The organism is Nakamurella flavida, assembly GCF_030811475.1.
Classification (GTDB): Bacteria; Actinomycetota; Actinomycetes; order Mycobacteriales; family Nakamurellaceae; genus Nakamurella; species Nakamurella flavida.
In genome coordinates this window covers 249,259-264,220 of sequence record NZ_JAUSQV010000001.1, presented here as the reverse complement: position 1 = coordinate 264,220, position 14,962 = coordinate 249,259, and the positions used below count along the sequence as shown (strand labels likewise).

Below are 14,962 nucleotides of genomic sequence, written 5' to 3'. Positions count from 1 at the left end.
CGACCCGGGCGTCATGCGGCACCGCCCGCGGCGGATCCGCCGGCCCCGGCGCCGAGGAGGCGGCGCTCGGCGGTGGCGAGATGCTCGACGGTCAGTCGGCGGGTGAGGTCGGCATCCCCCGCACCGATGGCCGCGGCGATCGCCTCGTGGTCGGCACAGGTGGAGGCCAGGCGGGTCTCGTCCGGCCGCCCGGACCGGTCCAGCAGGTTGGCCGTCCCCATCCGCAGCTGGCGGTCGCGCAGCGAGCCGTAGAGCCGCTGCAGGATCATGTTGCCGTCCGCGGCCACGACGGTCGCGTGGAAGTCCCGGTCGGCGGTGACGTAGGCCGTCATGTCCCCGTCGGCCGCCGCCTTCCGCAGCGCGGCCAGCGGCACCTGCAGCGAGCGGGCCAGATCGGCGCCCCGGCCGGCCGCGATCACGGCGAGCGCACAGTGCACCTCGACGAGCCGGCGGGTGGCCAGCACGTCCCGGGCTTCCTGGGCCGACACCGGCTGGACCAGCGCCCCGCGCTTGGGCAGCAGGGTGATCATGCCCTCCGCCTCGAGGCGGAGCAGGGCCTCGCGGACCGGTGTGCGGGACACCGAGGTCTCCAGGGCCAGTCCGCCCTCGGAGAGCAGGGTGTTGTCCGGGTAGCGACGGGTCAGGATCCCGTCGCGGACGTGGGCGTGGACCCGATCGGCGGCCGATCGGGAGGCGGTTGCATCCATGATGTATCTATCCTGGCAGGGTGCTCCGCCGTCGGCCAACCCCGAGGCGCGTGAGATGCGTCCCGACAGGGCGATCGCTCACCGGCCGGACTGTCGCAGGGCACCGGCCGGTCCGACACCGGGCCTCCTGCTCGGCGCCGGCCGCGACCGATGGCAGACGGCAGCCGCAGGGCGCTGCCGCTCGCCGTCCGGTCGGCGGCGGTCAGCGGTGAGCGATCAACGGCCGGCTCTCAGCGGTCGAGGATCTCGGTGATGGCGGCGAAGGCCGCCGCGGGCTCGCCGTGATGGGTGAACCCCGCCGCCCGGGGATGTCCGCCGCCGCCGAGCGACCCGGCCACGGCGGCCACGTCGATCCCGTCACGGGAGCGCAGCGACACCTGCCACTCCCCCGGTGCGGTCTGCTTGGCCACCGCGGCCACGGCGGCCTCCTTCGAGGTCCGCAGGATGTCGATCACCGGGTCGAGCTCCTCCTGGCGGAGATGTGCCCAGTCACGGGACTCGATGGCCAGATGAACCAGCCCGGCGCCGTGAGCGGCCGCGCGGTCGAGTTCGGCCCGGCCGAGAACGGTGGACAGCATCCCCAGCCAGCCGAAGGGGTGGGTGTCGGTGATCGGGCGCATCAGTTCGGCCGGGCAGACGCCGGCGTCCAGCAACCGGGCGGCCAGGAGGTGGGCCGAGGCCGAGGCGAAACGGAACGCCACCGTGTCGGTGGCCAGTCCGGCGTACAGGTTGGCGGCGATGTCCCGGTCGATCCCGATGCCGAGACCGTCGAGCAGTCGGGTCACCAGCACGACGGTGGCCTCCGCGTCGGTGTCGATCAGGTGGTGCTGCCCGAACCGGGTGTTCGAGGCGTGGTGGTCCACGACGAGACTGGTGCGCGCCGTGCTCAGCAGAGCGGCCGTGGAACCCAGCCGGTCGGTGGAACCCACGTCGAGGGTGACCAGCAGATCGGGCTGGGGCGGCAGATCGGCGGCGGCCACGACCAGGTGCTGGCCCGGCAGTTCGCGCAGGGACTCGGGGACGGCTCGAGGCTCGCCGAACGACACCCAGACCTGCACCCCCCGCCGTCGCAACCCGAGCCCGAGGGCCAGCGCACTACCCAACGCGTCGGCGTCCGGGTTCACGTGCGCGAGCAGCACCACGGAGGACGCCGTGGCCAGCAGATCGACCGCGCGATCCAGGTCCGAGTGCGGGACCGCGGGGACGACCGGCCGCAGACCTCGCCGGGTGCTGTCCGGCCCGGCCGAGCGGCGGGTGTGCGGGCCGCGCATCCGTGCGGACGCGATACGGGCGTCGGTCACGTCACCTCCAGGACTGGTGTCTCGGTGTCTACGTCGGTACTGCGCCTTGCTCCACGGGCGGTGACCCGTCCCCGCCCGGGGTGCGTGTGGACCGGACCCACCCGTCCCGATCCGGCGCAGCCGGTGCCGGGGGCGGGCGGTGTCGTCGTGATCGGATCGTGATGCTGTCACCCCGACGCCGACCGCGTCGAGACTACGGGTGAGCCACGGACCGGGCAGGCCGCGGCGACGAGCTCGGTGGACCCGTCGACGCGACGAGCCCGGCCACGTTGCGAGGATCCCCTCCCTCCGGAGGAGCCCGCCTGCACTTCTGCGCCTCTCGAAGTGCGCCGACCGACGGAGCGAACCGGATGTATCGGACACTCAGGGCAGTTGTCCCCCGGTTGCCACCCGAGAGAGTGAAGTTGAGCTGACCCTGGGTGAGGCTCGACGATGGGCCGGCCGACCGACTCGGACAGTGATGGTCGCCGGCGCAGAGTGATTGCCTGGACGCCGAGTCAGCCGGACGGATCGGATCGTGTCCAGGCCGGCGCCCCCGGGTCCGTCCGCGAGGGTCGGGGCAGGCCTCCGAACTGCCGGCACGCCCCGGGCGATACTCCCGGGTGTCAGTTCCGGTCGGGACCGGCGGGCGAGCCGACGCCCGTGACGGATCCCCGAGCGGAACGACCGTCCGGTTCACCGCGCTCCCGAGTCCCTTCGCCACCGGCGTCGTCCAGACCGGTGTCGTCCAGATCGGTGTCGCCCGGATCGGTGTCGTCCAAATCGGTGTCGCCCGGATCGGTGTCGGCCTCGTCGGACGGATCGCCCTCGTCGGAGTCGTCCTCGTCCTCCGGTTCGACCCGGGGCACGCGGTAGGGGTCGGGTTCCCCGGCGTACTGCGCCGAGGCGGCCTGCTGGGCGACGGCCGCGTCGGCCGCCTGGGCGGCGGCGAGCAGATCGTCGATACGGGAGGCGTTCTCGGGGACGGCGTCGAGCTTGAACGACAGTGTCGGGGTGAACTTGATGCCGGTCTGGCGGCCCACGGCGGTGCGGAGGACACCGGTGGCACTGGCCAGGGCGAGTCCGGTGGCCTGGACGTCGTCGTCGTCGCCGTACACCGTGTAGTAGACGACGGCGTCCCGGAGATCGGGGGTGACGGTGGCCCCGGTGACGGTGAGCATGGCCAGTCGCGGATCCTTGACCTGGTGCTCGAGTTCCGTCGCCACGATGGCCACGATGCGCTTGGAGAGCCGCCGGGCCCGTGCTGAATCGACCATCTCGTTCCTCGTTCCGTTCGTCCGGTTCCGACGGGGGTCCCGGGTCCTGCATCAGTGATGGGTGCGTTCTGCGTCCGGTCCGGGCCGGGTCCGACCGGTCGGCCTCGAAGGTGCCCGTGGGCACGGTCCGAGCCACGTCGCAGCTCGGTCAGTCCTCGTCCTGCTCGCCGATGATCCGCCGGCGGGTGGAGAGCATCTGCAGCTCCACCTCGCCGGCGACCTGGCGTTCGCAGGTGTCCAGCACCCGGTGCACCTGATCCACCGAGCCGGACACCGTGGCCACGCCGATGAGCGCGCGAGCCAACCGGTCCGGGTCACCGGCCTCGGTGACCGCCACCTCGAGGCGGCGCAGCTTGACGATCACCGGGCGGATGACCGCCCGCTTGTGCTTGAGAGAGTGCACCGGCTCGGCCGGAGACACCAGGACGTCGCATTCGAGCACACCGACGAACACGGAGACCTCCTGGCCGTTGGCGGACGGACGGGGAAGGCGGCCGGACCCCGCAGGGTCCGACCGCCGTTCCCGGTACGCGATCAGCTCCGGGGCTTCTCGCGGACCTCGTACGTCTCGATCGTGTCCTCGATCTCGATGTTGTTCCAGCTGCCGAGGCCGATACCGCACTCGAAGCCCTCGCGGACCTCCACGGCGTCGTCCTTGAACCGCTTGAGCGAATCGATGGTGAGGTGATCGTTGATGACCACACCGTTGCGGAGCAGGCGGGCCCGGGCGTTGCGCCGGATCTCGCCGTTCCGCACGATGCAACCCGCGATGTTGCCGAACTTGGAGGACCGGAAGATCTCCCGGATCTCCGCGGAACCCATCGCGACCTCTTCGAACTCGGGCTTGAGCATGCCCTTGAGAGCGGCTTCGACCTCGTCGATGGCCTGGTAGATCACCGTGTAGTACCGGATGTCCACGCCCTCGCGGTCCGCCATCTCCTGCACGCCCCGGACCGGCTTCACGTTGAAGCCGATCACGATCGCGTCGGTGATGACGGCGAGGTTGATGTCGTCCTGGGTGATGCCGCCGACCCCGCGGTGGACGACCCGCAGGTCGACCTCCTCGCCCACGTCGAGCTTCAGCAGCGAGTCCTCCAGCGCCTCCACGGTGCCGGAGTTGTCGCCCTTGATGATCAGCGTGAGCTGCTGGATCTTGTTCTCGGCCAGGGCCGCACCCAGGTCCTCGAGCGAGATCCGGCGACGGTTGGCGACCTGGGCCTTGCGGGCCCGGGCCTGCCGGCTCTGGGCGATCTGCCGGGCGACGCGATCCTCCTCGACGACCATGAACGAGTCGCCGGCGCCGGGCACCGAGGTGAACCCGAGCACCTGCACGGGCCGCGCCGGGGTGGCCTCGGAGACGTTCTCCCCGTGGTCGCCCAGCATGGCCCGGACCCGCCCGTAGGCGTTGCCGGAGACGATCGAATCACCGACGCGGAGCGTGCCGCGCTGCACCAGCACCGTGGCCACCGGGCCGCGACCGCGGTCCAGATGGGCCTCGATGGTGACGCCCTGCGCCTCCATGTCGGGGTTCGCCCGCAGATCCAGGGCCGCGTCCGCGGTCAGCAGGACGGCCTCGAGGAGCCCGTCGATGTTGGTCCGCGCCCGCGCCGAGATCTCCACGAACATGGTGTCGCCGCCGTACTCCTCGGCGACCAGCCCGTACTCGGTGAGCTGCTGGCGGATCTTGTCGGGGTTGGCCCCCTCCTTGTCGATCTTGTTGATCGCCACCACGATCGGCACCTCGGCCGCCTTGGCGTGGTTGATCGCCTCGACGGTCTGCGGCATGACGCCGTCGTCCGCCGCCACGACCAGCACCACGATGTCGGTGGACTGCGAACCGCGGGCACGCATGGCGGTGAACGCCTCGTGACCCGGGGTGTCGATGAAGGTGATCAGCCGCTCGACGTCGTTCAGGTGGGTCGCCACCTGGTAGGCGCCGATGTGCTGGGTGATGCCGCCGGCCTCGCGGTCGACCACGTTGGTGCTGCGGATCGCGTCCAGCAGCTTGGTCTTGCCGTGGTCGACGTGACCCATGACGGTGACCACCGGCGGGCGGATGACGAGTTCCTCCTCGCCGCCCTCGTTCTCGCCGTAGGTCAGGTGGTAGGTCTCCAGCAGCTCGCGGTCCTCGTCGTCCGGGGAGACGATCAGGACCTCGTAGCCCATCTCGGAGCCGAGCAGCTCCAGGATGTCGTCGGAGACCGACTGCGTCGCGGTCACCATCTCGCCCAGGTGGAACAGCGCCTGGACCATCGAGGCCGGGTTGGCGTCGATCTTGTCGGCGAAGTCGGAGAGCGACGACCCGCGGGCCAGCCGGACGGTGGCGCCGTTGCCGCGGGGCAGCGTCACACCACCGATCGACGGGGCCTGCATGTTGTCGAATTCCTGCCGACGCTGCTTCTTGGACTTGCGTCCCTTGCGCGCCGGACCACCCTGACGACCGAACGCACCGGGCGCGGCACTGCCGCGACCACGTCCGCCACCGCCACCGGGACGGCCACCGCCACCGGTCGGCGGGCCGCTGCGGTATCCGCCGCCGGCACCGGCCGGGGCACCGCCCGGACCACCGGGACCGCGGTAGCCACCGCCACCGCCACCGGGCGCCGGACGTGCGCCGCCGCCGGGCATGCCGGGACGACCACCGGGCGCACCCGGACGGGGGGCCGCACCGGGCACACCGCCGGGACGGGCACCGGGTGCCGGGCGGGGACCGCCGGCACCGGGGGCTCCGCCCGGACGGGCTGCCGGGGGACGCGGAGCTCCGGGGACGCCACCGGCGCCGCCGGGACGTGCCGGTGCCGTGCGGGCACCGCCGGAGCTGAAGGGGTTGTTGCCCATACGCGGGGGGCGCGGGGCACCGGGGACGCCACCGACCGGACGAGCCGGTCGGGCCGCCTCGGCAGCGGGCGCCTGGGCGGCCGGCGCCTGAGCGGCGGGCGCCTGCTGAGCGGGTTCCGGCTGGGCCGGAGCCTGGACGGCCGGAGCCTGGACGACCGGTTCGGCGACGACGGGGGCCTGGCGGGGAGCCGGGGCCGGTCGGGCCGGGCTCGGGCGGCTGGGCGCCGGGGCACCGGTGAACGCCGGGGCCTGGGTCTGCGACGGTCGCGGGGATTCCGCGGCCGGCTGCTGGATCGCCGGGGCCGCGGGTGCGACCGCGGCGGCGGCCGGGGCCGACGACTCCGTGGGTTGCACGGGTGCCGGTGCGGCCGGACGCGCCGGGGCACTGGGCCGACCGGGGGCGCCCGGACGCATGCCGGAGGGCTGGCCGGGAGTGCTCACCCGGCCGGGTGTCGCGGCACCGGATCCGTTGCTCGTGCCGTTCGCCGCGCCGTTGCCGCCACCGGATCGGGCGGGGGTGCCGCCGGCCGGGTAGGCGTCGCGGAGCTTGCGGACGACGGGAGCCTCGATGGTCGAGGACGGGGACTTGACGAACTCACCGAGATCGGTGAGCTTCGCCATGATTTCCTTGCTGGTCTTGCCGAGCTCTTTCGCGAGCTCATGTACTCGGGCCTTGCCTGCCACTGCTCTCCTTACGGTGAGGCCGGGCGGCAGAACCCGCGCGACCTCGTTAGTGATGCCGGATGACACTCATGGGTGGAGCTTCACGGCTTGCTCACGACGGTCGACCTGCTCTCTGAGGACCGGCGTCCCCCACCCTTCGCGGGGGGCGTCCGAGGTCCGCCGTCCTCCTCGGGGAGGAGGGAGCGGACCCTGCTGCTGTCGAGCGGGACGGACACCTTCAGTGCCCGTCCGAACGCACGACGGTGCTCCGCGAGGTCGTAACACCGTCGGGCGGGGTGGAGCCAGGCTCCCCTCCCCGGAAGACGTTGCCGCAGATCGGGAACCAGGTTCCCGTCCGCCACGACGACACGGAGCAGATCGTCGGCCGCCTCGCGCTTCCGACATCCCACGCACGTCCGGACCGGGCCCTGCGGGACGACCGGCGCCGGGTCCGAGGACCTGACGACGGCCGCGCGGGGCGCGGGGACGGAGCGGGATGCTGAGGAACGCGAACGGACCACGGTCGAGTCTACCGCCTCACGGGCGGTGATGCCGGTCAGGACTCCCCGTCCTGCTCCACCGGGACCGCGTCGCTGCGGATGTCGATGCGCCATCCGGTGAGCCGGGCGGCGAGGCGGGCGTTCTGCCCCTCCTTGCCGATGGCCAGGGACAGCTGGTAGTCCGGGACCACCACGCGGGCCGCCCGGGTGGCCAGATCGACCACGGTCACCGACAGCGCCCGGGCGGGCGACAGGGCGTTGCCGACGAACGTCGCCGGGTCCTCGTCCCAGTCGATGATGTCGATCTTCTCGCCGTTCAGCTCGCTCATCACCGCGCGCACCCGCGACCCCATGGGCCCGATGCACGCACCCTTGGCGTTGACCCCGGCGACCATCGGCCGGACCGAGATCTTGGACCGGTGCCCGGCCTCCCGGGCCACGGCGGTGATCTCCACGCTGCCGTCGGCGATCTCCGGCACCTCCAACGCGAACAGTTTGCGCACCAGGTTGGGGTGGGTGCGGGACAGGGTGATCTGCGGACCCCGGGGACCCCGGGTCACCGCGACCACGTAACACCGGAGGCGCTGTCCGTGGACGTAGCTCTCGCCCGGCACCTGCTCGCCGGACGGGATGAGGCCCTCGACGTCACCCAGGCTGACCACCACGACGCCGCGGGCGTTGAGCTTGCCGTCGGTGGTGATCGTCCCGGTGATGAGGTCGTTCTCCCGACCCGCGAAGTCCCCGAACGTGCGCTCGTTCTCCACGTCGCGCAGCCGCTGCAGGATGACCTGCCGGGCGGTGGTCGCGGCGATCCGGCCGAAGTCGTCGGGGGTGTCGTCCCACTCGGTGGTCCGTGCGCCCGGTTCGGTGCGGTCGAGCTCCGCGGTCTCCCGGGCCAGCACCCGGATCTCGCCGGTGCGTCGGTCCACCTCCACCCGGGCGTGGGCGGCGTGCCCCTCGGTGTGCCGGTAGGCGGACAGCAGGGCCGTCTCCAGCGTCTCGAGCAACGACTCGAAGCCGATGCCCTTCTCCTTCTCGACCGCCCGCAGGGCGGTGATGTCCACGTTCATCGGGTCTGCTCCTGCTGGTCGGGCGTCCCGGCGGGGACGGTCTGCGTGGGCTCCAGGTCCGCGGCCCCGTCATCGAGCCCGCCGACCGGCTCGTCGTCGTCGGCCTCGTCGTCCGCGTCATCGCCGTCGGCGTCGTCGTCCAGGTCGTCGTCCAGGTCACCGTCGGGATCGTCGGTGAGGTCGACCGGGTCGGCCGGCGTCACGCCCAGGGCCTGGGCGACGGCGGCCGGCAACGGGGAGAACTCGACCTCGACGACGGCGCGACCGATGTCGGCGAGCGGGACCGTCAGCGGGTCCAGGCCGGTGCGGCCGGTGAGCAGGTGGACGACCTCGTCGTCGGCGCCGGCGACGCGCCCCTGCAGGGTGCTGCCGTCGGTGCGGGTGATGCTCAGCAGGCGGGTGCGGGCCCGGCGGAAGTGCCGGGGGGCGGTCAGCGGCCGGCCGATGCCGGGGCTGGTGACCTCGAGCGTGTAGGGCGCGGACCCGGTGGGGTCGTTCGCCTCGTCCTCGTCGAGCACGGCGGAGATGGCCCGGCTGACCTCGGCCGCGGCGTCCAGACCGACCCCGTCGTCGCCGTCGATCACCACCCGCACCAGGCGGCGTCGGCCCGCGGCGATGACCGTGAGGTCCTCCAGATCGAAGCCCGCCCGTTCGCTGACCTGCGTCACGATCTCCCGCAGGCGGGTGTCGTTGGTCCCTGTCCTGGCAGCCATGGTCCACTCCTTCTGAAGTTGTCCGGCGGGGCGCCGGTCGTTCGTCGCCCGCGGTCCTGGTGCCGCGCAGCCCGCAGATCCTATCCGCCGTGCCCGGTCGGTCGATCGCCCGCGGCGAGGGTCCCGGCGTCGACGGTCACCGCGCCCGGCCGGCCGGGCGTACCCGCGGGTGCTTGATCGACCACGACCCGCGGGCGGCCCACGGCGGGCAGGACCCCGGTGGGACCGGACCCACCTGACATGATGGGTCGGTGTTCAGCCCTCCCCCGACGTCGATCAGCCGGCGTGCCCTGCTCGCCGGAGCCGGCGCCCTCGCCGTGGTCGGCGTCGCAGGGTGCGACGCCCTGTCCGGCACGCAGACGACGACGACGGTCACCGCGCAGGCGGCCCCGGCCGCCGATCCGCTGCCCGGTCTCGTCGCGACGACCCGGTTGCACCTGCTCCGCCTGACCGCGGCCATCGCAGCCGTCCCGGACGACGCGGCCCGGTTGACCCCCCTGCGCGACGATCGCCAGGCCCATCTCGATGCGTTGACCCAGGAAGTCGATCGCGTGGCCGGCACCACCAGTCCCCCCGCGCCGGACAGCGGCTCGGCCGATCTCCGTCTCCCGGAGGATCCGGCGGCGATCATCTCCACCCTCCGCGGGGACGCCGCCACCGCCCAGGTCCAGTTCACCGACGCCATGACGACGGTGTCGCGGTACCGCGGCGCGTTGCTGGGTTCGATCGCGGCCTGCCTGGCCAGTCATCGGGCGGTGCTGGCATGACCGCCCCGAGCACGCCGGCCGGTGACCCCGGCACCTCCACCGCCCCGCCGGAGAACGTCGACTCGCCGACCGGGGCGGTCGGCACCCCGACCCCGACCGTGGCCGCCGGACCCCTGGGTCAGGACGAGATCGATGCCCTGCAGGGCGCTCTCGGCGCCGAACAGGCTGCCGTCTACTCCTACGGCCTGGTGGCCGCCCACCCCCAGGACCAGAACGAACTGACCACCACGTTGCAGATCCTGCAGGGGCACCGCAACCGCCGGGACCTGACCGAGGAACGACTGACGCAGGGCGGCGCCACCCCGGTGGGCAACGCCGCGGCCTATCAGCCGGCGACCCCCGTGACGGACGTGGCCGGCGCCCGGGTGCTGGCCCAGGACATCGAGTTCGACTGCGCCGCAGCCTGGCGGGTGGTCATCGGGTCCACCGACCAGGCCGAGCTCCGCGGGTTCGCGCTGGCCGGGCTGTCCGACGCCGCCGTCCGCCTGGCCCAGTGGAAGGTGCTGGCCGGCACGGTGCCGAGCACCGTGCCCTTCCCCGGCCAGGGCTGACCCCCCGGCCGGCCCGACCGGGTCAGGCTCCGTCGGGTCGCAGGTGGCCGGTGCGGACGACCGTGACGATCTGCCCGGCGGCCTCGGCCAACGCCAGTTCCGTCTTCTCACCCGTGGCCCGGTCGCGCAGTTCGATGACCCCGGTGCTCACGCCGCGACCGACCACGACCACGGTCGGTACACCGATGAGCTCCGCGTCGGCGAACTTGACCCCGGGCGAGGCGTTGCGGTCGTCCAGCATCACCCGCACCCCCACCGCGTCGAGGGCCTCGGCGAGATCCTCGGCGGCACCGGCGATCTCGGGCCCCTTGCCGGCGATGACCAGGTGCACGTCGGCCGGTGCGATCTCCCGGGGCCAGATCAGCCCGCGGTCGTCGTGGCTGTTCTCCGCGATGGCCGCCACCGCCCGGGAGACGCCGATGCCGTAGGACCCCATGGTCACGGTGACCAGCTTGCCGTTGGCGTCGAGCACCTGGCAGCCCAGGGCGTCGGCGTACTTGCGACCCAGCTGGAAGATGTGGCCCATCTCGATGCCACGGGCCAGCGTCAGCGGACCCGACCCGTCCGGCGACGGGTCGCCCTCGACGATCTCGGCGACGTCCAGGGTGCCGTCGCCGGTGAAGTCCCGCCCGGCGACCAGGTCGAACACGTGCCGACCACGGACATCGGCGCCGGTGATCCAGACGGTGCCGGGCACCACGCGGGGGTCGAGCAGGTAACGGATGCCCGATGCGGCCGCCTCCCCGAGCACGCCGGGGCCGATGTAGCCCTTGACCAGGAGCGGGTGCCGGGCGAAGTCCTCGTCACCGAAGGGCTCCACCTCGGCCGGCGCGACCTGCGCCTCCAGCCGCTTCAGATCGACCTCCCGGTCGCCGGGCAGCCCGACGGCCAGGGGCTCACGGGTGCCGTCCGGGTGCCGCAGGACGACCAGCACGTTCTTCAGGGTGTCCGCGCCGGTGAAGGCGGGCTCGCGCGGGTACCGCTCGTTGGCCACGGCCACCAGGGTCGCGATGGTCGGGGTGTCCGGGGTGTCCTCGACGTGCGCGGCGGGGAGCCCGTCGATCGGGCGGGCCGGCGGGGCAGGCGTCTGCACGGCCTCCACGTTGGCCGCGTATCCACCGGGCGACCGGACGTAGGTGTCCTCACCCACCTCGCTGTCGGCCAGGAACTCCTCTGAGGCGCTGCCGCCCATGGCCCCCGACATCGCCGAGACGATCACGTACTTCAGGCCCAGGCGGTCGAAGATGCGCACATAGGCGGCGCGGTGCCGGTCGTAGGACGCCTGCAGCCCGGCCTCGTCGATGTCGAAGGAGTAGCTGTCCTTCATGACGAACTCGCGGCCGCGCAGGATGCCGGCGCGGGGTCGTGCCTCGTCCCGGTACTTGGTCTGGATCTGGTACAGCGAGATCGGCAGGCCCTTGTAGGAGCTGGTGATGTCCTTGACCAGCAGGGTGAACATCTCCTCGTGGGTGGGTCCCAGCAGATAGTCACCGCCCTTGCGGTCCTTCAGGCGGAACAGGTTGTCGCCGTACTCGGTCCAGCGGCCGGTGGCCTCGTAGGGCTCGCGGGGCAGCAGGGCCGGGAAGTGCACCTCCTGGGCACCGATGGCGTCCATCTCCTCGCGCACCACGGTCTCCACGTTGCGCAGCACCTTCAGGCCCAGCGGCAACCACGTGTAGATGCCCGGGGCGGCGCGGCGGACGTACCCGGCGCGGACCAGCAGTCGGTGACTGGGCACCTCGGCGTCGGCCGGATCCTCCCGCAGGGTGCGCAGGAACAGGGTGGACAGCCGGGTGATCACGACACGGACTCCTGATGGATCGGGGCGGTGGATCGGGGCGGTGGGGCGAGCCGGGGTGGCCCGGTCCGTCGCGGGGTCAACCCTAGTGCGCGGGTCGACGTCGCATGTCGCGGCCGCCGCCGGCGTGCGCGCGCCACGACCGGGTGTCGATCATGACCGTCGCGCGGCGTGTCCTCCACGACACGCCGCAGCGGACAACGGCATCGTCATGATCGACACCCGATGGGGACGCCGAGGCGGGGCCGCTGCCGCCTCGGGTACTCAGGAGTCGGTCGGCGGCAGGCGCAGGCCCGCGACCGAGTGCTGTTTGACCGGCCCGAAGCCCACCCGGGCGTAGATGCGACCGGCACCGGTGGGCGAGTCGGAATCGACGTCCAGATCGGCCCGGCGGTACCCGGCCGCCGCCAGGATCGGCAGCACCCGCTGCACCATCAGCGAGGCCAGACCCAGCCCGCGGTGAGCGCGGGCCGTCCCGATCCGGGAGAGGTACGCCGTGCGGAAGCCCCGTTCGACGGTCTCCGCGTCGTACTCGGCGACCAGGACGAACCCGACGATCCGCCCGTCGTCGGTCGTCGCCACCACGCTGACGTCCGGCCGGAAGGTGGCCGACCCGGGGTAGCGACTCCGCCAGGTCTCCGCGTCCATCGGCACCGAACCCCAGTGGTCGCCGAAGGCCTCGTTGGACACCAGTCGGACGGCATCCTCGTCGGCGGAACGGTACGGGCGGACGACATGTCCCGGGACGTCGGGAACGGCGGGCCGAGCGGTGGCATCGTCGAGCTCCACCCGCATCTCGGTGAACCACCGCCACACCTCGAAACCACGGTCGGCGACCAGGGCGGCCACCCCGGGGCGTTCGACGGGCAGCCCGATCTTGACCTCGCCGACGAGGGTCGGCGCGGTCGCGTCCCGCAGTGCCCGGGCGCTCCGGACGGATTCGTCGACGATCCACCGGCCCAGGCCCCGGCGTTCGTGGTCGGGATGCACGGCTCCGTCCAGGTAGGCCATCCAGGTGCGGGCAGCCGATCCGGACGGGGTCACCACCTGCACGACGCCGTACGCGACGAGCTCCGGGCCGTCGAAGACGCCCACCGTGCCGTTCGCCAGGTCGACCATCGGGCTGGTGAACGTCTCGGTGACCTCGTCGGCGTCGACGTGGAAGTCGGCCGGATGGGCACGTTCCTCGGCGGTGAGCAGGCCGGCCACGGCCGCGGCGTCGACCGTCTCCAGCGGGCGCACCGTCCAGGACGACGGGAGACCGTCGGGCAGCGCGGCGGTGGCGGGGCGGGCGGGAGACACCGGGAGGGACATGCCCCCGACCGTATCGAGCGCAGCGGCGTGCCTCCATCGGATTACCGCCTCCTCGCCCGTCCTCCGCCCGCACCTCCCGGACTCCTCCGGGCCGGCACCGCGGGCAGGCGGGGTGCAGGGGGGCCGGGAGGAAAACCCGTTGCGGGCGGCCCGCGGACCGGCCCATGCTCGACGAGCCCGATGGGCACCCCGGCGCGCACCGTGCCGGGCGGAGGGAGGAGGACAGCCATGTCGATCGCCGCTGCACCTCGGCCGGCCCGTTCCGGCCGCCGCGCCCGCACCCTCCCCCACCGCTCGTCGGACTGACCCACCGCGGTCCCGACGAGAGGCCTGCCGAAAGGCCCGTCGTGCCCCTGCACTTCACCTCCAGCCGTTCCGAGATCCTCACCGCCGCACTGCGATGCGCCCAGGAAGGGCCACCCGCCCCCACCGATGTCGCCCATGACACCGACACCCACACCGACGGCCCCGACCTGGCGGACCCCCGCGCCCGCGAGTACCGGGACCCCGGTGACGACCACGACGAGATCGACGAGATCGACGACCCGGATGCCGACCGGCGGATGCGCCGGTCGAGCAGGGCCCGCCGGTCCGGGACCGCCCACCTGGTCCGCGAGGGCGCGTCCGGCCGCCGCGACGCCGACCGCGACGGTCACCCGGACCCGGACAGCCCGGACGGGCGGGGCGGGACGGCGGGCGGACCTCCGGCAGAGTCCGCGCTGTCCAGCTACGACATCGCCACCCACGGACCGGGTCCGGCACCCGCATGGCTGGTGACCTCGCTGGCCGCCCGGGACACCCCGCTGGGTGTCCTGAAGACCGGGAAGGAGGCCGACGTCGGCCTGCTCGACCGGTCGGTGCCGGGCGAGCCCGGCTGCCTGCTCGCGGTCAAGGAGTACCGCAGCGCCGAGCACCGGTTGTTCCACCGGGACGCCGGCTACCTGGAGGGCCGCCGCACCCGGCGGTCGCGGGAGTCCCGGGCGATGGCCGCCCGGACGGCGTTCGGCCGTGACCTGCTGTCCGCCCGATGGTCGGCCGCGGAGTTCGCCGCCCTGGGCACCCTGTGGTCGGCGGGATGTCGGGTGCCCTACCCGGTGCAGCTCATCGGCACCGAACTGATGATGGAGTTCGTGGGGACGCCCGGCGGGGCGGCGGCTCCGCGTCTGGCCACCTGGGACGACGACACCGCGGGGTTCACCGCGCTGTGGGACTCCCTGGTCGGGTCGTTGATCGTGATGGCCGAGTGCGGGCTCGCGCACGGCGACCTGTCGCCGTACAACATCCTGGTCGCCGACGGGGAGGCGGTGCTGATCGACCTGCCCCAGGTGGTCGACCTGGTGGCGAATCCGGGGGGCCCGACCTTCCTGCGGCGCGACTGCGCCAACGTCGCCGGGTTCTTCGCCCGGCGGGGGGTCGACGGTGCCGACGGGCCGTTGCTGGCCGAGCGGCTGCTCACGCTCGCCCGGCCCACCGGGAGGTGAGGA

12 protein-coding genes and 1 pseudogene are annotated in these 14,962 nt (G+C 73.1%); 3 read left to right on the top strand and 10 right to left on the bottom strand.

Going from position 1 to position 14,962, the window contains the following annotated elements; genetic code table 11:
• Window positions 1-11: 11 nt before the first annotated feature.
• The 8 genes and pseudogenes from J2S58_RS01200 to rimP form a co-directional block, all read right to left on the bottom strand.
• Window positions 12-707, bottom strand: a complete 696-nt coding sequence (locus tag J2S58_RS01200; protein WP_205255193.1) for a GntR family transcriptional regulator — start codon at window positions 705-707, stop codon at window positions 12-14.
• 230 nt (window positions 708-937) lie between these two features.
• On the bottom strand, window positions 938-2,008 hold the full coding sequence (locus J2S58_RS01195; RefSeq protein ID WP_306826099.1) for a DHH family phosphoesterase: 1,071 nt from the start codon (window positions 2,006-2,008) through the stop codon (window positions 938-940).
• Window positions 2,009-2,784: 776 nt separating this feature from the next.
• Window positions 2,785-3,264: pseudogene (gene rbfA, locus J2S58_RS01190) on the bottom strand (30S ribosome-binding factor RbfA); the annotation flags it as partial.
• Window positions 3,265-3,412: 148 nt separating this feature from the next.
• Complete coding sequence (locus J2S58_RS01185) at window positions 3,413-3,718, bottom strand: DUF503 domain-containing protein (protein WP_205255191.1); 306 nt, start codon at window positions 3,716-3,718, stop codon at window positions 3,413-3,415.
• An 80-nt stretch (window positions 3,719-3,798) separates the two neighbouring features.
• A complete protein-coding gene (gene infB / locus J2S58_RS01180; protein ID WP_205255190.1) occupies window positions 3,799-6,786 on the bottom strand; it encodes a translation initiation factor IF-2 in 2,988 nt (995 codons plus the stop codon).
• Between the two features lie 80 nt (window positions 6,787-6,866).
• Window positions 6,867-7,175 (bottom strand): YlxR family protein, encoded by a 309-nt coding sequence (locus J2S58_RS19150; protein WP_344469928.1) that lies wholly within the window; start codon window positions 7,173-7,175, stop codon window positions 6,867-6,869.
• Window positions 7,176-7,321: 146 nt separating this feature from the next.
• Complete coding sequence (gene nusA, locus J2S58_RS01175) at window positions 7,322-8,335, bottom strand: transcription termination factor NusA (RefSeq protein WP_205255188.1); 1,014 nt, start codon at window positions 8,333-8,335, stop codon at window positions 7,322-7,324.
• Window positions 8,332-9,048, bottom strand: a complete 717-nt coding sequence (gene rimP, locus J2S58_RS01170) for a ribosome maturation factor RimP (RefSeq protein WP_205255187.1) — start codon at window positions 9,046-9,048, stop codon at window positions 8,332-8,334. Before rimP ends, nusA begins: the two co-directional genes overlap by 4 nt.
• A gap of 251 nt (window positions 9,049-9,299) precedes the next feature.
• Here rimP and J2S58_RS01165 point away from each other — a divergent pair, with 251 nt between their 5' ends.
• Window positions 9,300-9,815, top strand: coding sequence for a hypothetical protein (locus tag J2S58_RS01165; protein WP_205255186.1), 516 nt, complete (start codon window positions 9,300-9,302; stop codon window positions 9,813-9,815).
• The gene (locus tag J2S58_RS01160) at window positions 9,812-10,366 is read left to right on the top strand and encodes a ferritin-like domain-containing protein (protein ID WP_205255185.1); all 555 of its coding nucleotides are present in this window, start codon (window positions 9,812-9,814) and stop codon (window positions 10,364-10,366) included. Before J2S58_RS01165 ends, J2S58_RS01160 begins: the two co-directional genes overlap by 4 nt.
• A 22-nt stretch (window positions 10,367-10,388) precedes the next feature.
• On the opposite strand, the gene J2S58_RS01155 is transcribed toward J2S58_RS01160, so the two are convergent.
• Both J2S58_RS01155 and J2S58_RS01150 read right to left on the bottom strand, forming a co-directional pair.
• Window positions 10,389-12,167, bottom strand: a complete 1,779-nt coding sequence (locus J2S58_RS01155; protein WP_205255184.1) for a proline--tRNA ligase — start codon at window positions 12,165-12,167, stop codon at window positions 10,389-10,391.
• A 261-nt stretch (window positions 12,168-12,428) separates the two neighbouring features.
• A complete protein-coding gene (locus J2S58_RS01150) occupies window positions 12,429-13,478 on the bottom strand; it encodes a GNAT family N-acetyltransferase (protein WP_205255183.1) in 1,050 nt (349 codons plus the stop codon).
• A gap of 527 nt (window positions 13,479-14,005) precedes the next feature.
• Between J2S58_RS01150 and J2S58_RS01145 the strand changes: the two genes are divergently transcribed.
• On the top strand, window positions 14,006-14,959 hold the full coding sequence (locus J2S58_RS01145) for a serine protein kinase RIO (protein ID WP_370881844.1): 954 nt from the start codon (window positions 14,006-14,008) through the stop codon (window positions 14,957-14,959).
• The last annotated feature ends 3 nt before the right edge of the window (window positions 14,960-14,962 follow it).

Bases quoted from the DNA above. Each gene is read 5' to 3' on its own strand.
- J2S58_RS01200 (WP_205255193.1), bottom strand. From the start codon at position 707: ATGGATGCAACCGCCTCCCGATCGGCCGCCGATCGGGTCCACGCCCAC.
- nusA (WP_205255188.1), bottom strand. From the start codon at position 8,335: ATGAACGTGGACATCACCGCCCTGCGGGCGGTCGAGAAGGAGAAGGGC.
- rimP (WP_205255187.1), bottom strand. From the start codon at position 9,048: ATGGCTGCCAGGACAGGGACCAACGACACCCGCCTGCGGGAGATCGTG.
- J2S58_RS01160 (WP_205255185.1), top strand. From the start codon at position 9,812: ATGACCGCCCCGAGCACGCCGGCCGGTGACCCCGGCACCTCCACCGCC.
- J2S58_RS01150 (WP_205255183.1), bottom strand. From the start codon at position 13,478: ATGTCCCTCCCGGTGTCTCCCGCCCGCCCCGCCACCGCCGCGCTGCCC.